Annotated in this window: 19 protein-coding genes; 7 read left to right on the plus strand and 12 right to left on the minus strand. The window is 73.5% G+C overall.

Features of this window, described 5'->3' with window-relative positions; all coding sequences use genetic code 11:
- Positions 1 to 485 precede the first annotated feature (485 nt).
- From ligA to ABT369_RS49805, 7 genes are all read right to left on the minus strand, one after another.
- Positions 486 to 2,621, minus strand: coding sequence for an NAD-dependent DNA ligase LigA (ligA, locus tag ABT369_RS49775; RefSeq protein ID WP_350624275.1), 2,136 nt, complete (start codon positions 2,619 to 2,621; stop codon positions 486 to 488).
- 37 nt (positions 2,622 to 2,658) lie between these two features.
- Positions 2,659 to 3,582 (minus strand): uroporphyrinogen decarboxylase/cobalamine-independent methonine synthase family protein, encoded by a 924-nt coding sequence (locus ABT369_RS49780; protein WP_350624335.1) that lies wholly within the window; start codon positions 3,580 to 3,582, stop codon positions 2,659 to 2,661.
- Positions 3,583 to 3,643: 61 nt separating this feature from the next.
- On the minus strand, positions 3,644 to 4,717 hold the full coding sequence (gene mnmA, locus ABT369_RS49785) for a tRNA 2-thiouridine(34) synthase MnmA (protein WP_350624277.1): 1,074 nt from the start codon (positions 4,715 to 4,717) through the stop codon (positions 3,644 to 3,646).
- A 353-nt stretch (positions 4,718 to 5,070) separates the two neighbouring features.
- Positions 5,071 to 6,003 carry a chitosanase gene (locus tag ABT369_RS49790; RefSeq protein WP_350624279.1) on the minus strand — a complete coding sequence of 311 codons (933 nt, stop codon included), beginning with the start codon at positions 6,001 to 6,003 and terminating at the stop codon, positions 5,071 to 5,073.
- Positions 6,004 to 6,278: 275 nt separating this feature from the next.
- Positions 6,279 to 9,314, minus strand: a complete 3,036-nt coding sequence (locus tag ABT369_RS49795; RefSeq protein ID WP_350624281.1) for a bifunctional polysaccharide deacetylase/glycosyltransferase family 2 protein — start codon at positions 9,312 to 9,314, stop codon at positions 6,279 to 6,281.
- The gene (locus tag ABT369_RS49800) at positions 9,311 to 9,943 is read right to left on the minus strand and encodes a hypothetical protein (RefSeq protein WP_350624283.1); all 633 of its coding nucleotides are present in this window, start codon (positions 9,941 to 9,943) and stop codon (positions 9,311 to 9,313) included. Before ABT369_RS49800 ends, ABT369_RS49795 begins: the two co-directional genes overlap by 4 nt.
- Before the next feature lie 1,025 nt (positions 9,944 to 10,968).
- Entirely contained in the window at positions 10,969 to 12,132 is a 1,164-nt protein-coding gene (locus ABT369_RS49805; RefSeq protein WP_350624285.1) for a cysteine desulfurase family protein, read from the minus strand.
- Positions 12,133 to 12,788: 656 nt separating this feature from the next.
- On the opposite strand from ABT369_RS49805, the gene ABT369_RS49810 reads away from it, so the two are divergent.
- Together ABT369_RS49810 and ABT369_RS49815 are read left to right on the plus strand one after the other, a co-directional pair.
- Positions 12,789 to 13,544 carry an RNA polymerase sigma factor gene (locus tag ABT369_RS49810; protein ID WP_350624287.1) on the plus strand — a complete coding sequence of 252 codons (756 nt, stop codon included), beginning with the start codon at positions 12,789 to 12,791 and terminating at the stop codon, positions 13,542 to 13,544.
- Positions 13,498 to 14,310, plus strand: coding sequence for an anti-sigma factor (locus tag ABT369_RS49815; RefSeq protein WP_350624289.1), 813 nt, complete (start codon positions 13,498 to 13,500; stop codon positions 14,308 to 14,310). The genes ABT369_RS49810 and ABT369_RS49815 overlap by 47 nt, the downstream gene beginning before the upstream one ends.
- Before the next feature lie 63 nt (positions 14,311 to 14,373).
- Here ABT369_RS49815 and ABT369_RS49820 read toward each other — a convergent pair whose 3' ends face one another.
- The 3 genes from ABT369_RS49820 to ABT369_RS49830 form a co-directional block, all read right to left on the minus strand.
- On the minus strand, positions 14,374 to 15,312 hold the full coding sequence (locus tag ABT369_RS49820) for an electron transfer flavoprotein subunit alpha/FixB family protein (protein WP_350624291.1): 939 nt from the start codon (positions 15,310 to 15,312) through the stop codon (positions 14,374 to 14,376).
- A gap of 14 nt (positions 15,313 to 15,326) precedes the next feature.
- Complete coding sequence (locus tag ABT369_RS49825; protein WP_350624293.1) at positions 15,327 to 16,106, minus strand: electron transfer flavoprotein subunit beta/FixA family protein; 780 nt, start codon at positions 16,104 to 16,106, stop codon at positions 15,327 to 15,329.
- A gap of 257 nt (positions 16,107 to 16,363) precedes the next feature.
- Positions 16,364 to 18,979: an ABC transporter permease gene (locus ABT369_RS49830; RefSeq protein WP_350624295.1), complete on the minus strand. Its 2,616-nt coding sequence runs from the start codon at positions 18,977 to 18,979 to the stop codon at positions 16,364 to 16,366.
- A 38-nt stretch (positions 18,980 to 19,017) separates the two neighbouring features.
- Here ABT369_RS49830 and ABT369_RS49835 point away from each other — a divergent pair, with 38 nt between their 5' ends.
- From ABT369_RS49835 to ABT369_RS49845, 3 genes are read left to right on the plus strand one after another with little or no spacing between them, the layout of a single operon-like run.
- Positions 19,018 to 19,383, plus strand: a complete 366-nt coding sequence (locus tag ABT369_RS49835; protein ID WP_350624337.1) for a YidH family protein — start codon at positions 19,018 to 19,020, stop codon at positions 19,381 to 19,383.
- On the plus strand, positions 19,380 to 19,673 hold the full coding sequence (locus ABT369_RS49840) for a DUF202 domain-containing protein (RefSeq protein ID WP_350624297.1): 294 nt from the start codon (positions 19,380 to 19,382) through the stop codon (positions 19,671 to 19,673). Before ABT369_RS49835 ends, ABT369_RS49840 begins: the two co-directional genes overlap by 4 nt.
- 27 nt (positions 19,674 to 19,700) lie before the next feature.
- Complete coding sequence (locus ABT369_RS49845) at positions 19,701 to 20,060, plus strand: PLD nuclease N-terminal domain-containing protein (RefSeq protein WP_350624299.1); 360 nt, start codon at positions 19,701 to 19,703, stop codon at positions 20,058 to 20,060.
- Between the two features lie 10 nt (positions 20,061 to 20,070).
- Here the strand turns inward: ABT369_RS49845 and ABT369_RS49850 are convergent, their stop codons facing one another.
- Both ABT369_RS49850 and ABT369_RS49855 read right to left on the minus strand, forming a co-directional pair.
- Positions 20,071 to 20,955 carry a diacylglycerol/lipid kinase family protein gene (locus ABT369_RS49850; RefSeq protein WP_350624301.1) on the minus strand — a complete coding sequence of 295 codons (885 nt, stop codon included), beginning with the start codon at positions 20,953 to 20,955 and terminating at the stop codon, positions 20,071 to 20,073.
- Positions 20,952 to 21,734 (minus strand): DUF1206 domain-containing protein, encoded by a 783-nt coding sequence (locus ABT369_RS49855; RefSeq protein WP_350624303.1) that lies wholly within the window; start codon positions 21,732 to 21,734, stop codon positions 20,952 to 20,954. Before ABT369_RS49855 ends, ABT369_RS49850 begins: the two co-directional genes overlap by 4 nt.
- A 36-nt stretch (positions 21,735 to 21,770) precedes the next feature.
- Between ABT369_RS49855 and ABT369_RS49860 the strand changes: the two genes are divergently transcribed.
- The gene (locus ABT369_RS49860; RefSeq protein WP_350624305.1) at positions 21,771 to 23,213 is read left to right on the plus strand and encodes a phosphatase PAP2 family protein; all 1,443 of its coding nucleotides are present in this window, start codon (positions 21,771 to 21,773) and stop codon (positions 23,211 to 23,213) included.
- Complete coding sequence (locus ABT369_RS49865) at positions 23,210 to 24,727, plus strand: phospholipase D family protein (RefSeq protein WP_350624307.1); 1,518 nt, start codon at positions 23,210 to 23,212, stop codon at positions 24,725 to 24,727. The genes ABT369_RS49860 and ABT369_RS49865 overlap by 4 nt, the downstream gene beginning before the upstream one ends.
- Position 24,728: the final 1 nt, after the last annotated feature.

Consider the following 24,728-nt stretch of genomic DNA (forward strand, 5'->3'; position numbering starts at 1 on the left):
GGACCGGCCTTGGCGTCGCGAATCTGGACCTCGTCTCGCCTCGGCATGATCGACTGGACAGGCCCCACGCCTAGCCGACGGGCCGCACCCAACACGAAGCGGGCGTCCCCCTGCTCAACGCCCGCTGGAGCCCGGTCGACGCTGAGCGCACGAGCCGCCCCTGCGCGGGAACACAGCCCTCCGCCTCCGTCGCGGCGCCACCTGCAGCGCGCCCGGCCCTCACCGTGCGCAGCGCCCGGCCTGAGCCGGCCGACGCCGAACCCAGGGCGCCACGCCGACCCGGGCGTAAGAAGCCGCCGCCGCAGCGCCCGGCCCTTCCCCGCGCACGGCGCCCACCTGAGCCGGCCGACGCCGAACCCAGCCGCCGCCGCAGCGACGCCCACCGGCCGAGCCACCGTAACGCCCGGCCCTTCCCCGCGCACGGCGCCCGCCTGAGCCGGAGCCGGCCAACGTCGAACCCAAGCGCCGAACCCAGCCGCCGCGCCCTACTCGGCCGCCGCAGCCTCCGCCTTCGCGGCGGCCTCGGCGTCCGCCGCCGCCTCCTCGTCCACCGGCTGAGCCGCCGCCCGCGCGGCGTCCGGCCCCTCGGTGAGCAGGACGTCGAACCCCGCCTCGTCCAGGATCGGCACCTTCAGCGACGCCGCCTTCTCCGCCTTCGAGCCCGGCGACTCCCCCACGACCACGAAGTGCGTCTTCTTCGACACGGAGCCCGAGACCTTGCCGCCGCGCGAGGTCACCGCCTCGGTGGCCTGGTCGCGCGAGTACCGCTCCAGCGACCCCGTCACCACGACCGTCACGCCCTCGAGCGGGCGCGGGCCGGTGTCGACACGCTCTTCCTCCATGCGTACCCCGGCCGCGGCCCAGCGCTCGACCCACGCGCGGTGCCAGTCGACCGCGAACCACTCGTGCACGGCGCGGGCGATCGTCGGCCCGACCCCCTCGACGGCGACGAGCTCCTCGGTGGTCGCGTTGGCGATCGCGTCCATCGACCCGAGCGAGCGGGCCAGGGCCTGGGCGGCGGTCGGCCCGACGTGGCGGATGGACAGCGCGACGAGCACCCGCCAGAGCGGGCGCTGCTTGACCTCCTCGAGGTTGGCCAGCAGGTTGTGCGCGTTGGTGCCGAGGGCGCCGTTCATGTTGACGAAGAACGGGGACTTGGCGAGGCGCTCGGCGTCGACGTCGAAGAGCTCGCTCTCGTTGGGGATCACCGACTCCAGCAGCGCCGCGGCCGCCTCCCAGCCGAGCGCCTCGATGTCGAGGGCGCCGCGGGCGGCCAGCCCGAAGAGCCGCTCGCGCAGCTGGGCCGGGCAGTGCTGGGCGTTGGGGCAGCGGATGTCCACGTCGCCCTCCTTGCCCGGGGCGAGGGTCGTCCCGCACGACGGGCACTCCACCGGCATCACGAACGCGTGCTCGGAGCCGTCGCGGCGGTCCACGACCGGGCCGAGCACCTCGGGGATCACCTCACCAGCGCGGCGGATGACGACCGTATCGCCGATCAGCACCCCCTTGCGCACGACCTCCTGCGCGTTGTGCAGGGTCGCCTGCCGCACCGTGACGCCGCCGACGAAGACCGGCTCCATCACCGCGAACGGCGTGACGCGCCCGGTCCGCCCGACGTTGACCTGGATGTCGACGAGCTTGGTCATCGCCTCCTCGGGCGGATATTTGAACGCGATCGCCCACCGCGGCGCCTTGCTCGTCGAGCCGAGCCGGCGCTGGATCGACATCTGGTCGATCTTCACGACCACGCCGTCGATCTCGTGCTCGAGCTTGTGCCGCCGCTCCCCGTACTCCGCGATATACGCCCGCACCCCCGCCATGTCCTCGCACACCCGGTATCGGGCCGAGGTCGGCAGCCCCCACGCGCGCATCAGCTCATAGGCCTCGGACTGGCTGGCCGGGTTGAACCCCTCCCGCGCGCCGAACCCGTGCACCAGCATCCGCATCGGCCGGCTCGCCGTGATGTGCGGGTCCTTCTGGCGCAGGCTGCCGCTGGCCGCGTTGCGCGGGTTGGCGAACGGCCGCTCCCCCGCCGCCACCTGGGCCGCGTTGACCTCCTGGAAGCCCTCCAGCGTGAAGAACACCTCGCCGCGCACCTCGAGCAGCTCGGGCACGTCGTCGCCGGCCAGCTGCTCGGGGATCTCGCGGATCGTGCGGGCGTTGAACGTGATGTCCTCGCCGGTGCGCCCGTCGCCGCGGGTCGCGGCCCGGGTGAGCCGCCCGTGCTCGTAGGTCAGGTTCAGCGCCAGCCCGTCGATCTTGAGTTCGCACAGGTATCGCGGCTGGCTCCCCGCATCCCGCTCGACCCGCTCCGCCCAGGCGTCCAGCGCCGGCTCGTTGAGCGCGTTGTCGAGGCTGAGCATGCGCTCGCGGTGGTCGACGGAGGCGAACTCGGTCGAGAACGTGCCACCGACCCGCTGGCTGGGCGAATCCGGCGTGACCAGCGCCGGATACTGCTGCTCGATCGCCTCCAGCTCGCGCATGAGCCCGTCGTAGACCGAGTCGTCCACCGCGGGCGACTGCAGCACGTAGTAGCGGTACTGATGCTCGTCCAGCTCACGGGCCAGTTCCGCGTGCCGCTCACGCGCCTCGACGGTCGGTTCGGACTCAGCGTCGGTCATGGCTGAGAACTTACCCCGCGGGTACGACAAAACGGCGTCAGTCCAGGTCAGCCGTCAGACGCCGACCGGCCTCGCGGACCGCGGTGAGCGCGGCGGTGATCCGGGGCTCGCCCGGCAGTCCGCACGGCGGCGTCACGACCACCTGCGCGGGCAGGGACTTCGGCGGGAAGCCGAGCTTGCGCCACAGGTCGCGCACCTGGTCGGCCTGCGCGGCGGCCGTGCGCCCGGACACGCCGGCGAACAGGCCCATCCCGGTGTCCAGCTGCTCGCCCAGCGGGTCGAGGTCGCGCAGCAGCGACAGGTCGAGGGCCACCCCGACGGCGCCAGCCTCGCGCAGGAGCGAGAGCGGTACCGACGCCGCGCAGCAATGCACGACGACCGGAACCCCGGCCGCGGCGATGACCGCCGACAGCGCCGACCGCGCGACCGACGGGTCCACGGACCGCAGCGTCCCGAACCCGCTCTCGGTCGGCACGCGCCCGCCCAGCACCGCGGGCAGCGACGGCTCGTCGAGCTGCAGCAGCACGCTCGCGCGCGGGAGCCGGGCCTTGACCTCAGCGACGTGCAGGCGCACGCCCTCGGCGAGCGACCCCGCGAGGTCGCGCGCGGCGCCGGGGTCGCGCAGCACCTGCCCGCCGATCGGCAGGCCGAGCGACGCGGCGAGCGTCCACGGCCCGGGCACCTGCACCTTGAACGTCCCGGCGAACTCGCCCGCCTGCTCCGTCATCTGGTCCAGGTCGCGTTCGAGCAGGTCGCGCGCGACGCGCAGATCGTGGCCGGGCCGCGACGCGACGCGCCACCGCGCGGCGTACAGCTCGATCGGCAGCTCGGTCAGGAACGCGCCCCCGCGCCCGATCATGTCCGCCCCGGGCCCCCGCGCGGGTAGCTCCGGCAGGTGCGGCAGGTCGGGCAGCTCGCCGAGCACGATGCGCTGCGCCTCGGCGACGTCGGTGCCGGGCATGGAGCCGATGCCGGTCGCCGCCCCGACCGGCCAGGGGAAAGAGGTCACTACCGCTCCGTGGTCACGAGGTGTGCGAGATGGTGGCCGACCCGAGCACGATGTCGCCCCCGGGCGAGGACTCGTAGCAGACGATGGCCTGCCCGGTCGCGATCCCGCGCGCGGGGCGCCCGAGCGCGGCGACGAGGCGGCCCTCCTCGAGCCGCACGGTCGCGGGCAGCGTCTCGCCGTGCGCGCGCATCTGCACCTCGCACGCGACCTCGCCGCCGGACGGCACCGTCCACACCGGCCGCTCCGCGACCACCGTCGACACGTCGAGCGCGGACGCGGGCCCGACGGTCACCGTGTTCGTCACGGGCGTGATCGACAGCACGTAGCGCGGCTGACGGTCCGGCGCGGAGACACGCAGGTCGAGCCCGCGGCGCTGGCCGACCGTGTAGGCGTAGGCACCCTCGTGCCGCCCGATGACGGCTCCGCTGGTGGCGTCGACGATGTCGCCGGGCGCCTGCCCGAGCCGCTCCGCGAGGAAGCGCTTGGTGTCGCCGTCGGCGATGAAGCAGATGTCGTGGCTGTCGGGCTTGTCGGCGACGGCGAGCCCGCGCGCGGCCGCCTCCGCGCGCACCTCGGCCTTGGTCGAGTCGCCGAGCGGGAACATCGCCCGGTCCAGCTGCGCGCGCGTGAGGACGGCGAGCACGTAGGACTGGTCCTTGGCCAGGTCGACGCTGCGCCGCAGCAGCCCGTCGCCCCCGAGCCGCGCGTGGTGCCCGGTGACGACGGCATCGAACCCGAGCGCGACCGCGCGATCGAGCACCGCCGCGAACTTGATCTTCTCGTTGCACCGCAGGCACGGGTTCGGCGTCCGCCCGGCCGCGTACTCCGCGACAAAGTCGTCCACCACGTCCTCGTGGAACTGCTCGGCCATGTCCCACACGTAGAACGGGATCCCGATCACATCCGCGGCCCGCCGGGCGTCCCGCGAGTCCTCGAGCGTGCAACACCCGCGCGCGCCCGTGCGATAGGTCTGCGGGTTGCGCGCCAGCGCGAGGTGCACGCCCGTCACGTCATGCCCGGCCGCAACCGCCCGAGCAGCCGCAACGGCCGAGTCGACCCCGCCGGACATCGCCGCTAGCACTCTCACACCCCCAGCCTACCGGCGCGCGGAGGCGTATTTTCCGGGGCGGTTTTTTCCATGACTCGGGTCCGCGTCAGTAACTGACCGTTGCTCCCGCCAGACAAATGGGCGGTCCTGAGGGCCTTCGGCCGGAGAGGACCGCCCAGCCAGGTCCGCGGGGCAAGGACAAACCCCGCACCGTCCGCCTCCCCGCCGCGAACGCCGAACGCTTACGCGCGGGCTTCTCGCACGCGTCCCTGCGCCCGCCACCCCGGCGGAAGCCGGACGCCCACGCGCGGCCGCGGCGCGTGGGCTTCGCGTGCGCATCCCAACCACCCGGACGCCCACGCGCGGCCGCGGCGCGTGGGCGTGATCGGCGATCAGACCGAGATCTCGTACGAGTCCCCGTACACCCGCCACCGCAGCGGCGGATCGAGATCGAAGTTGCGCGCCGCCAGGAACACGCGCTGCGCGTCCTCGACCCGGCTCTCGTCGTCGTGCGCCTCCTCGGCCTCCATCAGCCCCACCCGGGCGTTGAGGAAGGCCTCGAGGTACGCCGCCTCGTCGCCCCCGCGCGCCGGAGGAGCCGCCTTGGCCGCCGCCGACCGCCGCAGCTTCGCGAGCCCGTTGGCACCGTGCATCACGATCGCGTCGTAGTAGATGAACTGCCCCAGCACCCGCAGCCCGTCCTGCTTGGCCTGGCTGAGGGCCGGATTGAAGTACATGCGGTCCCGCTCGGCGTCCTGAGCGGCCCGGAACGCGGGATCGGCCGCGGCCGCCTTCCAGTCCGCGGTGAACGTCGGATCGAGCCCGGTGTGCGCGGCGCTGCCATTGAGCCGCTTGAGCGCCGGCAGATACTTCGCGAGCCGGTTCCCCGGCACGGCTTCCGTGTACCGCTGGACGACGGCGCGCATGTCCCCGGTACCGCTGCAGAACCCGACGATCCCGCCCGTGTACCCCCGGCCGTCGTGAATGTCCTCGATGTAGCCGTACTGCGCCGTCCAGTCGAGCGTCGAGTTCTCCGCACTGGACACCAGCCGCATGGCGATGTCCTTCTTCTGCGGGTCCGACAGATCCCCGGCGACCTTCTGCATGGGCCCGACGCGCACGGAGCGCCGCCCGTCGGGACTACTCGGCACCGTCCCGGCGGCTCCGGGCGTCTGCGAACCGATCGGCGACGCGTGCGCCGCGGTCTGCTCGGCGCCCCCGACATCCCCGCCTTCGGGCGCCCGCACCGCGAGCGAGGCCAACCCGAGCGAGGCGACGATGAACGCCGCGACGCCGAGCCCCCGGCGCAACGAGATGCGCGGCACTCAGTCCACCTCCCCTTCGACCGCAGCGGGCGGTAATCCCCGCGCGACCACGGCCGAATGCGACCGCATCACTCAGTCCTCCTCCCCTTTGACCCCGGCTGGGCGGCAATCCCCCCACCCGAAGCCGAACGCAACCACAGCACCCAGTCCCCTCGGCCCCGGGCCGGGCGGCAATTCCCGCCCGCCCGAAGCCGAACGCAACTGCGGCACTCAGTCCTCTGGACCCCGGCCGGCGGCAATCCCCGCCCGGCCCAGGCCGAATGCGACCGAAGCGCTCAGTCCTCTTCCCCGTCGAGCTCGGCCGCCCGCGACCGCACCACCGAGGAGTACGACGACGCGTACAACACGGCCGTGTGCTCAGAAACCCGGTGCCCGGGCGCAGAGGCCTGCGGCACCTGAGCAACCCCGCGACTCTGCGAGCCCTCGCCGTCCCCCGGCACCCGTTCCCGCGCGGAAGCGCCGGACCCACCGCTCCCGGCCGGCCCCCCGCCCCAGCGCGCGGAGGCGCCCGATCCCGAGCTCACCGCTCCGAAGCCGTCCCCCCGCGCGGACGCGTCATCGTCATGCCGCCAGGACCCGGCCCCATCGCCGCCGTACGCGGATTCACGGCCGTCGCGGCCCCATGCCCCGTACCCGTCACGATCGCTTCGCGCGGACGCGTCATGGTGCCGGCGTCCGGACCCGAACCCGCCGCCGTCGCTCCACGACCCGGACCGGTCGCGGTCGCGGTCGGAGCCGAACGCGTCGCCGTCGCCGCGCGCGGAGGCGGTCACGTCGCGGCTCACCGAGGCGAAGCCGTCGCCGACCACCGGAGCGCCGTCCTGAGCCGCGGCCGACAACCCGCGCGCGGACGTCCTGTAAATGGAGCCGGTCGACGCGTGTACGGACGTCCCGCGCTCGGACGTGACGGGCGGCTCGTACTCGAACTCGGCGGACACATGCGCGGCCGATTCACGCGCGGACGCGACGGACATCCCGCGACCGGACGCGGCAGACGCATGCGCGGACGCGGCGGACGTCCTGTGGCCGGGCGCCGCCGACGCGTGCGCGGACGCGGCGGGCTCGGACGCGGCCGGCGTCTCGTGCGCGAGCGCCGCGGACGCGGCCGGGCCGGCAGATGCGGCGGGCACGGCGGACGCGGCGGGTGTCGAGGGCTGGGCCGGGATCGGGGCGCTCGCGCCCGCCGAGCCCGCGCGGTGCAGCTTGTGCCACCGCAGCCGGGCGCCGGTCAGCGCCGTGCCCATGGACTGGATGAGGACGATGTACATCAGCTGGCGGTACACGAACTGTTGCAACGGCAGCACCCAGAGCGGCCTCAGCTTCTCCTTGTCGAGGCGGAACGCCACGATCGCGGTGAGCAGCTGCATCAGGAACATGGCGACCCACGCGATCGTGGTGATCTGCCAGCTGGAGAAGAACAGGCCGTAGACGAGCAGGATGTCGATCAGCGGGGCGAGCAGCGGCAGGGCGATGCCGAAGAACGCGATGAACGGCAGTCCCACGCGACCGAAGCGGCCGGACGGGCCCTGGTCCACGATGGACCGCCGGTGCTTCCACATCGCCTGCATCGTGCCGTAGCTCCAGCGGTACCGCTGCAGCCACAACTGCCGCAGAGTGCTCGGGGCCTCGGTCCACGCGCGGGCGCGCTCCTCGTAGACGACCCGCCAGCCCGTGCGGCACAGCGCCATGGTGGCGTCGGTGTCCTCGGCGAGCGTGTCGTGGCTGATGCCGCCGATGTCGCGCAGGGCCTGGCGGCGGAACGCCCCGATGGCGCCGGGGATGGTGGGCATGACCTGCAGGAGGTCGTACAGCCGGCGGTCGAGGTTGAAGCCGATGACGTACTCGATGTGCTGCCACCGCGCGACGATGGACTCGCGGTTGCCGACCTTCACGTTGCCCGCGACCGCGCCGACGGACGGGTCGGCGAACGGCTGGACGAGGTGCCGTACCGAATCCGGCTCGAAAACGGTGTCGCCGTCGACCATGACGATGATGTCGTGCTTGGCCAGGGCGACGCCGACGTTGAGCGCGTTCGGCTTGCCGCCGTTGGGGATGCGCACGACGCGCACGTTGGGCAGCCCCAACGCCTGGACGAGCTCGGAGGTGTTGTCGGTCGAGCCGTCGTCGACTACCACGACCTCGATGCCGCCGGGATGGTCACCGCCCGCGAGGGAGCGCACCGCGGCCTCGATGCCCTCCTTCTCGTTGTAGGCGGGCACGATGACCGACACGGGCTCGTCGACCGGCGGGCCCCACTGCCACGTCTTCGCGCGCCGCTTCCGCGCGTGGCGGCCGGCGAGCAGGAACAGCGCGACGGTGCGCCCGATCGTGAGGATGCCAACGATCAGGAACAGGATGCGCAGCAGTTCCATGATCCAGTCGGCCACCGAGACGGCGGTGACGAGCGCGAGGGCGCGGCGCTGATCGGAGGGGGTCGCGGGGGCCTCGAGCGCGACGCTCTGCCCGGCGAGGGCCTTGGTCAAAGCCCCAGAGACGGTGGTGAAGGTGTACCCGCGCTGCTGCATCATCGGGATGAAGCGGTCGAGAGCCTCGACGGTCTGCTGGCGGTCGCCGCCGGCGTCGTGCATGAGCACGATCGAGCCCTTGTCGCCCTCCGGCGTCGCGCCGCGCACGATCGCGTCGACGCCCGGTCGGCTCCAGTCGCGGCTGTCGGTACTCGTCATGATCGACAGGTAGCCGAGGCGCCCGGCGTCCTTGATGAGCGGCCAGTTCGCGTCGTCGATGGCGTCGGCGCTGGAGGAGTACGGCAGGCGCAGGAGCGCGGACTTCTGCCCGGTGGCCTTGACGACGGCGAGCTGGGTCTGGGAGTACTCCAGCTCGCGCTGCCACTGCGAGAGCTGGTCCAGGCGCGGGTGCGTGAAGCTGTGGATGCCGATCTCGTCGCCCCCGCGCGCGAGTTCGGTGACGAGCTCGGCGTGCCGGGTCACCTGCGTGCCCACGACGAAGAACGTCGCGTTGACCTCGTGCTTGTGCAGCACCTCCATGATCTCCGGCGTCCACTTCGGGTCGGGCCCGTCGTCGAACGTGAGCGCGATGGTCTTGTCCGGCATCGCGTACGAGCGCACCTGGTTGTTGCGGGTGTCGATGATCGGGCCGCCGTCGACGACCTCCTGCGGCACCGTCGACTGGCTGCCGGCGCTCTCGCTGTGGTCGGCCGCGAACTCGGCGTTGACGTACGCCTCGACGAACAGCACGCCCACGAGCATGCTCAGCAGGACGACGCCGAAGGCGAGGCGGGTGTACGAGAACCGCTTCCGCGCGCCCTTCGCGGCCTTCCTCCTGCGACTCACGCCGGGCCCAGGCTCGCGGTGGTGCTGGGTGCCGCGATGGTACCGGTCGAGCCCTCGCCGCTGACGCTCGACGCGAGTGGCGTCGCGCCCGGGAGCCCGGCCGACGTCTCACCCACGGGCACCGTGCCCGCCGAGCGCGTCGGCGTCGCGCCGATCGTCGGGATCTCGCCCGGGAGCGCCGTGCCGGCCTCGCTCGTGCGCGGCGTCGGCTGAGCCGTCGTCGGGTCGGTCGTCGGCTCCTTGGTCTTCGTCGGCGTGGGCGTGGGCTGCGTCGTCGGCCCGCTGCTCGGCTGCGTCGTCGGCGGGGCGTCCGTCGCCTCCGCGGGCGGGGGCGTCGTCGTGGTCGTACCCGGGCCGGGCCCCCCGGGCACGGTGCCCGACGGCACCGGAAGCGGCCCGCCCTGGGCCGGCTGACCGGTCGGGTTGATCTTCTTCGCCGTGCTGAGCGGGGACTTCTTGACCGTCGGCGTGTTCTTGGCGCCGGGCTGCGCCACGGGCTGCCCCTCGTCGAGCACCGGCAGGTTGTTCACCAGATCCGGGAACGGCACCAGCTGCTGCGGCTTGAGCGGGCCTCCGGCCAGGCTCGCGGCAACCAGGGCCCCATAGACGAGCGTTGCCGCTCCGAGCAACCCGAAAACAATTCGGATCCGCTTTCCCCGGCGGCCCGACGCATCGACGAATACTGGCGAAGAAAGATCGCCCTTGGCGATGATGTCGGTTGCTTCATCCATGGAAGGGGTTTCGACAGACACGGCGCAAACATAGGGTGAGCGGCCCACTTAAGGCGGAGGAAAAACGCCAAAGAAAGGCCGTAACCAAATCCGCTGCCCCGCTAGCTGGCAATATTTGCCGGCGTCGGTGCCGAATCACCCAATCGGATTCACCCCGACGACTGACCTCGTACGGCGCTCCTCACCGGCGTCTCACCCTCCTCGGAGCCGTTCGGATGAGGCCGTTCCGGCTGTTCAGCGGCGATGCGTGGCCCGGTCGCCGGAATCGTGCCACGTCCGCGCCCGGGCCCGGATTCGCGACTCTGCCGCCGCGCCTTGATCGATACCGCTGCGCCCCCGCGCGCGACCATTGCCCTGCGGCGCCGCGCGGGCCGCCCACCAGCACGCTTGGCGACGCCGCACGCGACCGCGCGTCAGTCGCCGGCGTCCTCGGCCACGACCGTCAGCGCCGCCGCCGCCGGGCGCGGGCGCGAAGCACGGCAGCGCCGGCCGTCGCCGCCACGAAGAGGCCGGGTGAGCGAGCGCGTCCGCGTCGGTCACGACCACCGACTGCCCGCGTCCACTTGCACGCGGACGCGCGGGCGCGCGGAGCGAGTGCGCGCGGGTGCGCGGGTGCGCGGGTGCGCGGGTGCGCGGGTGCGCGGGTGCGCGGGTGCGCGGGTGCGCGGGTGCGCGGGTGCGCGGAGCGAGTGCGCGGGTGCGCGGAGCGGGCGCGCGTCAGGCACGACCACCGACTGCCCCGCGTCCACTTGCGCGGGCGCGCGGAGCGAGTGCGCTGTTGCGTAGAGCGGGCGCGCGTCGGGCACGACCACCGACTACCCGCGTCCACTTGCGCGCGGGAGCGCTGGGACGCGGGAGCGTGGGTCGAACGTCGTTGGGCAGCGCCTTCGACGGCCGCCCGACGCGTCCGCGCGAGCGAAGCGTCAGCGGCTCTTCGTCGCCGCCCGGTGGGCCCGCTCGACGGCCGCGGGCAGCGCGGCGACCAGGGCGTCCACGTCCGCCATGGTCGACGTGTGGCCCAGGGTGAAGCGCAGCGAGGAGCGCGCCCGCGCGTCGTCGGCGCCCATGGCCAGGAGCACATGTGAGGGCTGCGCAACGCCGGCCGAGCAGGCCGAACCGGTCGAGCAGGCGATGTCCTGGGCGTCCAGGAGCAGCAGCAGCGCGTCGCCCTCGCAGCCGGGGAAGGAGAAGTGCGCGTTGCCGGGCAGGCGGTCGGACGGGTCGCCATTGAGGATGGCCTCCGGTACGGCCGCGCAGACCCGCTCCACGAGGACGTCACGAAGGCGTCCGATCCGCTCGGCCGTCTCGCGCTGGGTCTTGACCGACAGCTCCAGGGCGACCGCGAACGCGACGATGGCGGGCACGTCGAGGGTGCCGGAGCGCACGTCGCGCTCCTGGCCGCCGCCGTGCGCCAGCGGCGTGCAGTCGATCTCGCGGCCGAGCAGCAGCGCGCCCGCGCCGATGGGGCCGCCGAGCTTGTGGCCGCTGACGGTGAGCGCGGCCGCGCCGCTGGCGGCGAAGTCGACGGGCACCTGGCCGACGGCCTGCACCGCGTCGGTGTGGAAGGGCACGCCCGCGCGGGCGGCCAGCGCGGCCAGCTCGGTGACGGGCTGGACGGTGCCGACCTCGTTGTTGGCCCACATGGACGTGACGACCGCGACGTCGCCGCCGGCGAGGACCTCCTCCAGCGCCTCGGGGTGGACGCGCCCGGACGCGTCGACCGGCAGCCAGGTGACCGCGGCGCCCTCGTGGGCCTCGAGCCAGGCGACGGAGTCGAGCACGGCGTGGTGCTCGACGGAGCTCGCGACCACACGCGTGCGGCCCGCGTCGGCGGCGCGGCGGGCCCAGAAGATGCCCTTGACCGCGAGGTTGTCGCTCTCGGTGCCGCCGCCGGTGAAAATCACCTCCGACGGCCGGGCCACCAGCGAGGCGGCGATCCGCTCCCGCGACTCCTCGACCCGGCGGCGGGCGTGGCGGCCGGGGGCGTGCAACGACGAGGCGTTGCCGACTTCGCGCGCGGTGGCGACGTAGGCGTCGAGCGCCTCCGGGAGCATCGGCGTGGTGGCGGCATGGTCGAGGTACGGCATCGAGGCCAAGCCTAACGGCCGGGCACCCCTTACCTCGCCTCCGGTGGGCAGCGATCGCGACGCTCCCGCGCGCCGGCGGCGGCCGGGCGCCCCGGTGAGGGCACCGACTGTAACGGGCACACCCGGCCCCGCGCGGACGCGGCCGACCCATCGATCCGGAGCAATGCTGGTCGCGACCCCGATCCGACCACCGGAACGCGGCGATCCGCTCACGAAGCGTGATGGAGGCGGTGCGGGAAAATCTTCTGAAGAGATTTTCGCCGCTCGCCGCATCCGCGGCGCCCCCGCGCGCCGAATGCTCGGTCAGGAACTCCCCCGTGACTGCGCTAGCTTCAGGACGTGCCCGTGCGATGGTGGCGACCGTGGCATCCGGGCGGGCCCCGGTGAGTGCCCGGCGCCCGCGCGGCGACGACGGCTTCACGGAGCCGTCCCGCGCCCCGGACGAACCCACCTCACACGACGAAGGCCCCGTCCCGCCCAGGCGCGCCGACGACGGCCCCGTGGAGCCGTCCCGCGCCCCGGACGAACCCGCCCCACGCGACGAAGGCCCCGTCCCGCCCCCGCGCGCCGACGAGCCGTCAACCGGCCGAGGGAACGCGGCCGTGCACGGCCGCCACAACGGCAGCTCACAGGAGGCCAGGGCCGCCGGAGGCAACATGCCCGACGCACGCGACGGCGGCCTCACCAGGCCCGAAGAGCAGCACGACGGCGAGCGCGATGTGACCGGCAGCGGGCTCGGCGAACGCGACGTGTCGAACAGCGGCGTCCGCGAGCCGGACGCGCCCGACAAGCGAGGCGCGGCATTCCGGGTGCGGGACCAGCCGGTGCCCTTCGACGACGGGTTCGTGGAACTGTTCCGGGCCGGGGACGAGCGGGCTTTGCGGGCGGCGTACGAGCAGTTCGGCCCGGCGGTGTATCACCTCGCGGTGCGCGGCGTCGGCAGTGTCACCGACGCCGAGGACGTCACGCAGGCGGTGTTCGTCGCGGCGTGGCTCGGGCGCGAGGGGTTCGATCCCGGGCGCGGGTCCATGCTCGGGTGGCTGCTCGGCATCGCGCGGCGGAAGGTGGTCGACCAGATTCGCGCGTCCGCGCGGGACGGGCGTATCGGCGAGGCGATCCGGCGGCTGACCGTGCCCGAGCGCGACGGGGGCGGGGACGCGCCGCCGGAGCGCATCGTCGATCGCCTCGTGCTGGCCGACGAGATGGCCCGGCTCCCGGGCGAGCAGCGGCGCGTGCTCGAGTTGGCGTTCTACGACGACCTGACCCATCCTCAGATCGCCGCGCTCACCGGCCTGCCCCTCGGCACCGTGAAGAGCCACCTGCGGCGCGGGATGGCCCGGCTGCGCAGCCGATGGGAGGTGGACGGTGCCGCATCTGGAGCCCGAACGGCTGGTACTCCTGGCGCTCGGTGAAGAGGCCCTCGAGCAGCACGAGACCGGGCACCTCAACGCCTGCGAGCAGTGCCGCGCGGAGATGGACTCGCTGCGCAACGTCGCCGGGCTGGGGCGGCAGGCCTCGCGGCTGCGGGCGCTCCCGCCGCCGCCGGAGCACGTGTGGCAGCGCATCCGCGCGGAGCTCGCCGCGTCCGGGCGGGACCAGCCGCCGCCGGCCGTGAGCCTGCACACCGACCCGCCGCCCGCCCGGCCCGATCCCCCGACGGCTCCAGACCAAGAGAAGGTGCGGGAGCCGGGCGGAACCAGCGCGCGGACGCGGGACAAGGGGCCTCGGTGGCGGGTCACCGTCGCGGTCGCGGCCGCGGCTGCCGCCGTCGGGGGGCTGCTCGCGGCCGGCGGAACGGCGCTGTGGATTCGGCGCGGCGAGACCGCGGCGGGCTGCAGGGCGCAGGACGCGCGCGTCACGCTCCAGGCGCTCCCGGGGGCGCCCGCGGGGGCCGGCGGGTACGCGTGCCTGCGCGTGGTCGACGGAGAGCGGCGGCTCGTCGTGCACGCCGAGGGGATGCCCGTGCGGGACGATGCCGACTACGAGGCCTGGCTGCTGGATCGGGACGAGCCCACCGTGCGCACGGAGGCGCTCGGGGTGCTCGGCAAGGACTCCGAGCTGACGGTGCCGGCGTCGCTGGATCTGTCGAGGTACAACATCATCGACATCTCGGTCGAGCCGCACGACGGCAATGCCGCGCACTCCGGGCGGAGCATCCTGCGGGGAACCCTCCGCTGACAAGAAAAGCACGAAAGCGCCCGCCGCGGGTCAAGGCGACGGGCGCTGCGTACCAAACGGATGTTACTTGCGCTTGCGGATCTCCTCCGCCGCCTGCGGCACGACCTTGAACAGGTCGCCCACCACGCCGAAGTCGGCCAGCTCGAAGATCGGCGCCTCGGGGTCCTTGTTCACCGCGACGATCGTCTTCGACGTCTGCATGCCCGCGCGGTGCTGGATCGCGCCCGAGATGCCCAGGGCGACGTACAGCTGCGGCGAGACCGTCTTGCCGGTCTGGCCCACCTGGAACTGGTGCGGGTAGAAGCCGGAGTCGACCGCCGCGCGCGAGGCGCCGACGGCGCCGCCCAGCAGGTCGGCGAGCTCCTCGACCAGCTTGAAGTTGTCCGCGCTGGCCACGCCGCGGCCGCCGGAGACGACGATCGAGGCCTCGGCCAGCTCGGGGCGGGCGCCCTTGGCCTCGACCTTGCGCTCCACGACCTTCGCGAGGCGGTCGCGGTCGGTCACGTTGACCTCCACGGCCTCCACCGACGGGGTGGCGGGCGCGGGGCTGGGCGTGAGGGAGTTGGGCCGGACGGTGACGATCGGCAGGCCCTTGGTGACCTTGGACTTGACGATCGTGGAGCCGGCGAAGACGACCTGCGTGGCCGTGCCGTCGGCCTCCAGCCCGACCACGTCGGTCAGCACGCCGTTGTCCAGCTTGACCGCGACGCGCGCCGCGATCTCCTTGCCCTCCTGGGAGGAGGCGAGCAGGACCGCCGACGGGGAGACCCGCTGGATGAGCTCGGCCAGGACGGTGGCCTTGGGCGCGACCAGGTACTCGTCGAGGTCCGCGCCGGACGCGGCGTAGATCTTCGCGGCGCCGTACTCGCCGAGTTTGTCGGCGACTGGGGCCGGGTCCCCGAACACGACCGCGGAGACGTCGCCGCCCAGCGTGCGAGCGAGGGTGAGCATCTCGAGAGTGACCTTTTTCAAACTCTCGACGACGACCAGAACTTCAGCCATGGTGACGTCTCCCCTTACACGAACTTCTCGGAGGCCAGGTACTCGACGAGCTTCACGCCGCCGTCGTCGCCCGCGTCGACCTTGTTGCCGGCCTGACGGGGCGGGCGCTTGCTGTGCTCGACCACGGCGCTCGTCGCGCCGTCGAAGCCCACCTCGCCGGCCTCGACGCCCAGGTCGGCCAGCGACAGGGTCTCCAGCGGCTTCTTCTTGGCCGCCATGATGCCCTTGAACGACGGGTACCGCGGGTCGTTGATCGTGTCCCAGACGCTCACGATCGCGGGGGTCGCGGCGGTGACGACCTCGAAGCCCTCGTCGGTCTGCCGCTCGATCGTCAGCTGCGAGCCCTCGACGGTGACCTTGCGCGCGCCGGTGAGCGCGGCGATGCCCAGCCGCTCGGCGATCATGTGCGCCATCACCTGCACGCGGCCGTCGGTCGACTCGGCGCCGCAGATGACCAGGTCGGCGTTCTGCCGGGCGATCGCGGCGGCGAGCACCTTCGACGTGGCGACCGCGCACGAGCCGTGCAGCGCGTCGTCGGCGACGTGGACGGCCGAGTCCGGGCCCATGGACAGCGCCTTGCGGATCGACTCCGTGGCGCGGTCGGGACCGACGGTCAACACGACGACCTCGCCGCCGTGCGCCTCCTGGAGGCGCAGCGCCTCCTCGATGGCGTACTCGTCCATCTCGTTGATCACATTGTTGGCCGACGCGCGGTCGACGGTGTTGTCGTCACTGCGCAGGTTGCGCTCCGCGCCGGAGTCCGGCACCTGCTTGACGAGTACGACGATCTTCATCGTGGTCCGAGGTCCTCCTGCTTGACAGTCACCGCGCCGTCGCTGGTGACATGCGCCCCACGTTACGGCTCAGGGGAAGCGGTACTAGGCTGCCCTCCCGCATGTTACTGGGCAGTAGGTTCGCCGTGCCGGTGAAAAGCATCACGAATCGGGCGCACTCTGGACCGCGGGGGTGGGTGAAATGTCGCATAAAACGGTCATCTTCGAGCCGCAACGCCCGCTGTCGGCGGCGGTCGCTCAGCACGCTGCGGAATTGGTCACACACCGCCGCCGCGAGGCCCCGGACGACCATTTGTGCACGTGCGGGCACCTGCGGGAGTGCTGCGTCTCCGACGCTGTCCGCGAACTGTGGCACGCGCCGAGGCCGTAGCCGGCAGCAGCGCGGCGAGCGCGGCCGCGGCCGTGGCGAGCAGGGCGTACGAGGCCAGCCGGCCGACCGGAACCACCGGGTGGCCGTGACCGTACTGCCCGATGAGCCCGAAGGCCGCCGCCGACCCCGCGAGCACGCCCAGCCCGATCCCGGCCACGGCGCCGATAACGGCCATGAACACCGCCTCCAGCACCAGCATCGCCCGCAGCTGCCCGCGCGACAGGCCCAGGGCGCGCAGCAGGGCGGTCTCCCGGGTGCGCTCCAGCACCGAGAGCGCGAGTGTGTTGGCGATACCCGCCAGCGCGATGACGATCGACATGCCCAGCAGCGCCGAGAACACCAGCAGCTGGCGGTCGAGGCTCTCGGTGACCTTGGCCCGCCACTCGGCCTGGCTGGACACCTGCAGCCGGGGCTGCTCGCGCACGGCGCCGTCCACCGCCGCCCGCGCCGTCTCCGGTGGCACCCCCTCCGCGGCCTTGACCAGCACGGAGTCGGGCCCTCCGGCGCCGAAGACGGCGGCGTAGTCGCTCCAGTCGAGCAGGATCTCGCCGGTCGAGGGCGCGTCGTCGTAGACGGCGATCACGCGCAGCGGGCGGCCCCCGAGCGTGATCCGCGCCCCGACCCCGGCACCCACCGCGTCCGCGAGGGAGCCCTTCAGCGCCACGGTGCCGGGCCCGAAACCCGCGACCGAGCCCCGCATGACCTCCGGGCGCAGCACGGTGTCCAGCGCCCCGGGCTCCATGGACCACGCCTCGGTGGGCCGGCCCCGAACCTCGGCCTGGTGGGCCCGCGCGGCGGCCACGGCGGCGAGCTCGGGGCGCCCGCGCAGCGCGTCGAGCACGGGGCCGGGCACGGCGGGGGTGCGCTCGTTGAACACGAAGCCGCCGGTGACGACGTAGTCGACCGCGAAGTTCTCGTCGAGCTCGCGCTCGGACTGGGCGCGGGTCGTTGCCAGCAGTACCGCGAACAGGCTCATCAACGCCAGCCCGACCGTCAGCGCGCCCGTGGTCGCCGCGACCCGCTTCGGGTTGCGCCGCGCCTCCTGTACGGCCAGCCGCGCGGGCGCGCCGAGGACGCGGGCCGGCAGCCACCCCACCCAGGCCGTGAGCGGGCCGATGACGAAGGGCCCCGCGGCGACCGCGGCCGCGAACAGCCCGATGGCGCCGAGGAACACCACCGGAAGCCCCAGGAACCCCGGCGCCCGCGTGCCGCCCGCGACGAGCAGCACCCCGCCGCCGGCCAGGATCCAGGCCGCCCGGAGGCGCGGGCGCCGGTGCCCGGGCACGGCCGCCTCCAGCGGCGCCGCCGACAGCGCGGCCATCGGCGGGACCCGGCTCGCGGTGCGCGCGGGCAGCAGCGACGCCAGCACGGTGCACAGGGTGCCCGCGAGCAGCCCGGCGAGCACCGTGGCGGGGCTGACGACGAGGTGGTCGACACGCACCGACTTGCCGAGCGCGTCGCGGCCGACCAGCAGCACCCAGCCGATCGCCACGCTGGCCGCGAGCCCGCCCAGGGAGGCCACGAGCCCCACGACGAGCGCCTCGAGCACCACCGAGCCGAACAGCTGCCGCCGGGACGCACCCACGCACCGCAGCAGGGCCAGCTCCCGCACGCGCTGGGCGACGAGGATGGCGAACGTGTTGGCGATCACGAAGACCGACACCGCGAGCGCGACGAGGCCGAAGGCGAAGAGCACGACCAGGAAGCCGTTGACGTACTTCGCCGCCGCCGTCGCGTACACCTCGCGCAGCCGCTCGCCGCCGAGCACCCGCGCCCGGGGGCCCAGCCGTTCGCGCAGTGCGGCGGCGAGCGCGTCCTCGCGCACGCCCGGCCGCGCGGTCGCGACGACCTCGGCGTAGCCGTACGCGCCCGCGACCGTGCGCATGTCGCCGGGGGTGAGCGCGGCGACGCTCAGGCCCGCGAAGCGCTTGTTCGCGCCGAGGTCGAACGAGCCGACCAGCGTGAGCGCGACCTCGCGGCCGTCGGCGCCGATCACGCGCACGGCGTCGCCGTCGCGGAAGCCGTAGGCGCGGGCCGTCGACGCGTCGATCGCGATCTCGCCGTCGCGCTGCGGCAGCCGCCCGCCCGCCACGTCGAACATGCTCAGGCTCGGCTCGCCGGGCGTGGACACGGCCCAGCCGACCTTGCCGAAGTTGGCGATCAGGCGCCCGTGCGGGTCGAGCATCGACAGCCGCTCCGCCATCCGCCCGTCCGCGCGGGCCACCTGCGGCAGGCCGCGCACCGCGTCGAGGTCCTCGAGGCCGAGGCGGCGGCTGCTCTCGCTGAACCCGGAGGACTGCTCGCCGAACGGCACCCACGCGGGGCCGGCCGACGCGTCCACGTTGCGGGCCGCCCGGGCCAGGTCGTCGAAGAACGCCGCACGCGCGGTGTCGCCGTAGACCAGGGTCCCCGCGAGGAATCCCACACCGATCATCACGGCGACGGCGGTCAGCACAAGACGTACCTTGTGAGCACGCAGCCCGGCGAGCGTCGTACGGAGCACCAGGCGACTGTAGTGAGGGGGACAGACGAACCATGTCCATGTGGTCGGCGATCCGAACCTGGTTCGACCCGGACGAGGTCCGCTCGGTGGGCACCACCCCCGACTATCGCTTCTCGCTGGCGAACGAGCGCACCTTCCTGGCCTGGATGCGCACCGCGCTGGCGCTGATCGGCGGCGGGCTCGCGGTCGCGCAGTTCCTGCCCGAGCACCGCTTGCGCATCGTGATCTCGGTCGCACTGCTCGCGCTCGGGGGCCTCGTGGCGATCCGGGCGGTCGACCACTGGGCCAGAAGCGAGAAGGCGATGCGCAAGGGCGAGGCGCTGCCACCGTCGCGCTTTCCGGCGATCCTCGCGCTCGTGGTCACCCTGGGCGCGGCCGCGCTGATGGTGGCCACGCTGCTATGAGCGAATCGCCCCCGGGCGCGCAGCTCGAGCGCACCCAGCTGTCGTGGCGGCGGACGCTGGTCTCGGTGACGGCGGTCGCGCTGCTGCTCGCCCGGCTGGCCGCGGTACACCTGCGAGATCTGGCGGCCGCGTGCGCCCTCGCCGCCGTCGGGCTGGTCTGGGCCGCCACGGTGGCGCTCGCGCTGCGCCGGACGCGGTCGGTGGCCACCCCGATCGGGCGGGAACTGCCGTGGCTGGTCGCGCTCATCCTGCTGTACTGCGTGATGGGCACCCTGTTGCTGGTGTCATGACCCCCGTTGCTGAGTCATGATGGCGCCATGGGACGCGCACTGCCCTTCTTGATCGTGCTGGTCGTGACGCTGTACGCGCTGATCGACTGCCTCTCCTCGGAGCGCGGGGACATCCGCGGGCTGCCCCGGCCCGTGTGGGTGCTCGTGATCCTGCTCGTGCCGGTCATCGGACCCGTGGCCTGGTTCTTCGCCGGTCGCCCGGTGTCGCTCGAACAGCGCGCGGGCGTGGTCGCGGGCGGGCGGCCCCGCAAGAAGGTGACCGCCCCCGACGACGACCCCGACTTCCTGCGCGGCATCGACACGGCCCAATCGCGCAAGGACGCCGAGCTGCTGCGCCGCTGGGAGGAAGACCTCAAACGCCGCGAAGACGACAACCCGGGCGCATAGCCCGGATCGCTCACGGCACGCAGACGACCAGCGCGCCGGGCCGGACGCGTGCGGCCAGCCGCCGCGCGGGCGCGATCACGTCCCCGTCGAGCTCCCGCGGCTCGTCCCGCGCCGCGTGGATCTCGACGGATCGCACCCGGAACGTCTCCAGCCCGTGCGTGGCCGGGCCGCGCCGGAGCAGTACGCCACCCGCCAGCCGCACCCAGTCCCCCACGTGGCGCGGGGTCAGCACCGCGACGTCCAGGCAGCCGTCGTCCGGCTCGGCGCCGGGCAGCAGCGGCAGCCCGCCCTGCAGCCGCCCCACGTTCGCCACGAGCACGCTGGTGGCCCGCCGGTGCAGCCAGCGCCCGCCGTCGAGGCGGATGCGCACCGAGGCCCGGTGGCGGGTGAGATTGCGCAGCCCGGTCGCGACGTAGGCGGCCCAGCCGAAGCGCGCCTTGGCCGTGTCGGGCGTGTCGCCGACCATTGCCGCGTCGAAGCCCATGCCCGCCATCACGGCGAACACGCCCACGCCCTCGACCTCCCCCACGTCGATGCGCCGCCGCGTGCCGGTGATGGCGACCGCGACCGCCTCCGCGACGTCGCGCGGGATGCCGAGGTTGGTGGCGAGCAGGTTGCCGGTGCCGGAGGGCACGAGCGCGATCGCGACGTCGGTGCCGGCCAGCTCCCCGGCGACCGCCATCACGGTGCCGTCGCCGCCGCAGACGAGCACCACCTCCACCCCGGCCGCCACGGCCTCGCGGGCCATGCCGCAGCCCGGGTCCTCGGGCGTCGTCTCCAGCCAGAGCGGCTCGGGCCAGCCGGCGTCGGCGAGCGCCCCGCACAGCTCGCGGCGGCCCTCGTCGAGGTCGAGGACCTTCGACGGGTTGATCACCACCGCCGAGCGGACGCTCACGAGCCGACCTTGCGGTACTTGGCCTGGAAGAAGCAGTAGACGCCGAACGCGGCCACGCCCAGCGCGACGGCGAGGAGCAGGAACTTGCCGAACGGCTGCCCGACGAGCGTGTGCAGGGCCGCGTCGAGGCCGCGCGACTTGCCGGGGTCGTTCGTGACCGCCGCGTCCACCAGCAGATACCCCACGATGCCGAAGGCGACACCTTTGGCCGCGTAGCCGATCTGCCCCGCGCGGGTGGCCGCCTGGTGCCCGTGGGGCCCGGCGAAGTGCAGTTTCCTGGCGAACTTGCGCTTGAGGCCGTACCACAGCATCCCGATGCCGAGCCCGAGCACGACGAGCCCGGCCAGCCCGACCAGCCACGCCCCCGCGGGCTTGGCCATGATCCCGGCGGCTGCCTCCTGCTGCTGGTTGGCGCTGGACGCGGGCGCGCCGAGCACCACCTTGCCCGCCGTCCACGCCAGGGCGCCGTAGATGACCACCCGGGCGCCGGAGGAGACGCGCTCGAAGACACGCTCCTTGCCGTGGCTGTCCCGGTGTCCCCACACAGCCAGAATCGCCTGCCACACGGCGAGGGCCACGAGGCAGACGATCACGAACCACAGCAGCAACTCGCCGAAGGGCTGATCGGCGAGCTTCCGGAAGGCGCCGGACTGGTCGCCCTCCTCCCCGCCCTGACCGAACGCGATCTGCGCGGCGACCCATGCGAGGGCGAGGTGCAACAGCCCGTAGCCGATGAACCCGACCCTCGTCAGGTACTTCAGGAGATCGTTGTTCGTCATGTTCTGCCAATCCCCATCCTGGGCATGTTGGCAAACGTGAGACGTGACAAGGCGACCCTGATCAGAATGACGAGCTTCGGGGTCGCGGCCCTGCTGTTCAGCCTGCTGGTGATCGCCGTACGCGTGCGCTGGCTGCCCCTGGAGTCCGTCGACCGCGGGGTCGCCAACGGGCTCAACACCCTGGTCGCGCCGAGCGCGTTCCTGGTGAACCTGATGGGCGGGATCAGCCGGCTGGGCAGCTTCGGCGTGCTCTCCTGGCTGATCGTGATCGCCGCAACGGTACTCCTGGTGCGCCGCCGATTCCGCCTGACCGGCTTCCTGCTGGCCACCGCGCTCGGCGGGCTCGTGCTCGACCCGGTGCTCAAGCACGCCGTCGGCCGCCTGCGGCCGGTGGTCGAGCAGCCCGTCGCGCACGGGGGCGGCAACAGCTTCCCGAGCGGGCACTCGCTGAACTCGTTCATCTGCTACGCCGCGCTGCTGCTCGTGTTCCTCCCGGCGCTCGCGCCCCGGTGGCGCCGCCCGGTGCTCATCGCCGTCGGCGCGATCGTGGTCCTGATCGGCTTCAGCCGGCTCGCGCTCGGCGTGCACTTCGTGTCCGACGTGCTGGGTGGCTGGTCGCTGGGCGTGGCCTGGGTCGGGCTCTGCGCGGCCGCGTTCGAGCTGTGGCGGTACGAACGCGGCCAGAGCGTCACCGCCCCGCTGGCCGAGGGCCTCGAGCCGGAGGCCGCCGACGACCTGCGCCCGACCGAGCAGCACCCGCACGAGCCGGAGCGGGCCGGGCACGGGCGCGCCTGGGTGCTAGCCGGGCTCGGCGTGGCGTGGGTGCTGACGTTCGGGGCGCTGGTCGCGCTCGGCATCCCGCTCGCGCACTACCGCGGCGGCAACGGCAACATCCTGGGCGACCGCACGATCCCGCACTGGTTCGCCGGGCACCGCACGGACGTGCTCGGCCACATCACGATCGTCGGCAGCGAGGTCGGCAACACCCACGCGATCCTCGCCATCGGCCTGGTCATCGGCGCCCTCGCGCTCGCCGTCGCACGCCGCTGGCGCCCCGTGATCTTCCTGGTCACGGTCATGTTCGGCGAGCTGAGCCTGTTCCTGGGCTCGGCCGCGATCGTCGGGCGGGCGCGCCCGGACGTGGAGAACATGGACGGGCCGATGCCCACCTCCAGCTACCCGTCCGGGCACGTCGCGGCAACGATCTGCATCTGGGCCACCGCGGCCGTGCTCGTCATGCCGCGCACCCGCGCGTGGTGGCGCTGGCTGTTCGTGGCCGCGGCGGTGCTCATGCCGCTGTGGGTGGCGGTGTCGCGGATGTACCGCGGCATGCACCATCCCACCGACATCCTGGGCAGCTGCGTGCTCGCCGGGCTCTGGGTCACCGCCGTGTGGTGGCTGCTGCGGCCCAACCACGACCTGGTGGCGGAGCCGGGCCCCGCGCGGGAGCGGGAGCTGGCCGAGGCGGCCGCGAAATGAGCGAATGGTTTCTGAGTGCCGAGGAGCGCGGCAACCCGCACACCGGCCTGGCCCCGTGGACCGACGGCAACTCGGTGCGGCCGCTCATCGACGGCCGTGAGTACTATGACGCGCTCCTGCCCGCGGTCCGCGCGACCCGCCGCGGCGACCTGATCCTGTTCACCGACTGGCGCGGCGACCCCGACCAGCGCCTCGACGGCGACGGCACCGAGGTGTCCCGGGTGCTGTGCGAGGCGGCCGAGCGCGGCGTGATCGTCAAGGGCCTGATGTGGCGCTCGCACTTCGACCGGCTGCAGTTCAACGAGGAGGAGAACCAGCACCTCGGCGACGAGATCGAGGCGGCGGGCGGCGAGTGCCTGCGCGACATGCGCGTCCGCGCGGGCGGCTCGCACCACCAGAAGTTCGTGGTGCTGCGCCACCCGGGCCGCCCCGAGCTCGACGTCGCGTTCGTGGGCGGGATCGACCTGTGCCACAGCCGGGGCGACTCCCACGAGCACGAGGGCGATCCACAGGCGATCTCGATGGCGCCGGTGTACGGCCCCCGCCCGCCCTGGCACGACGCGCAGGTCGAGCTGCGTGGCCCGGCCGTGGGGCAGGTCGAGGCGACGTTCCGTGAGCGCTGGACCGATCCGGCCCCGCTGTCGCGCAACCCCTTCTTCCGGCTGCACGACCGGCTCTACCACGAGGACACGCACGCCGACCCCCTGCCGGAGCAGTTGCCGGACCCGCCGCCGGCCGGCGATCTCAGCGTGCAGCTGCTGCGGACGTACCCGCACCTGCGCTCGGGCGCGTACCCGTTCGCCCCCGACGGCGAGCGCAGCGTGGCCCGCGGATACCGCAAGGCCGTCGCGCGGGCGCGGCACCTGATCTACATCGAGGACCAGTACCTGTGGTCGCCCCAGGTCGCCGAGTGCTTCGCCGCCGCGCTGCGCGCCACGCCGGGGCTGCACCTCGTCGCCGTCGTGCCCCGCCAGCCGGACGCGCCGGGCAAGATCGGCAAGATCCCGCAGCTGTACGGCCGCGAGCGCGCCCTCGCCATGCTCGACGAGGCCGGCGGCGACCGCGTGCACGTGTTCAGCCCCGAGAACGCCGACGGCACGCCGATCTACGTGCACGCCAAGGTGTGCATCGTCGACGACGCCTGGGCGACCGTCGGCTCCGACAACGTGTCGCTGCGCTCGTGGACCCACGACTCCGAGCTGACGTGCGCGGTCGCCGACCCTACCGGGCGGTACGCACGGTCACTGCGCCGGCGGCTGGCCCGCGAGCACCTCGGCGCCGACATCGACGACGATGACCACGCGACGTTCGTCGGCGCCTTCGAGCGCGCGGCCGCGGACCTGGAACGCTGGTACGCCGAGGGCCGCCCGGGCCCCCGGCCGCGCGGACGCGTGCAGCGTTACGAGGCACCGCACCTGACCTGGTGGACCCGGCAGTGGTCCGGGGTGCTCTACCGCTTCGTGCACGACCCCGACGGACGGCCGCACGGCATGCGGCGGGCGGGTGCCTTCTGAC

The sequence above is a fragment of the Dactylosporangium sp. NPDC000244 genome, from assembly GCF_040300725.1.
Classification (GTDB): Bacteria; Actinomycetota; Actinomycetes; order Mycobacteriales; family Micromonosporaceae; genus Dactylosporangium.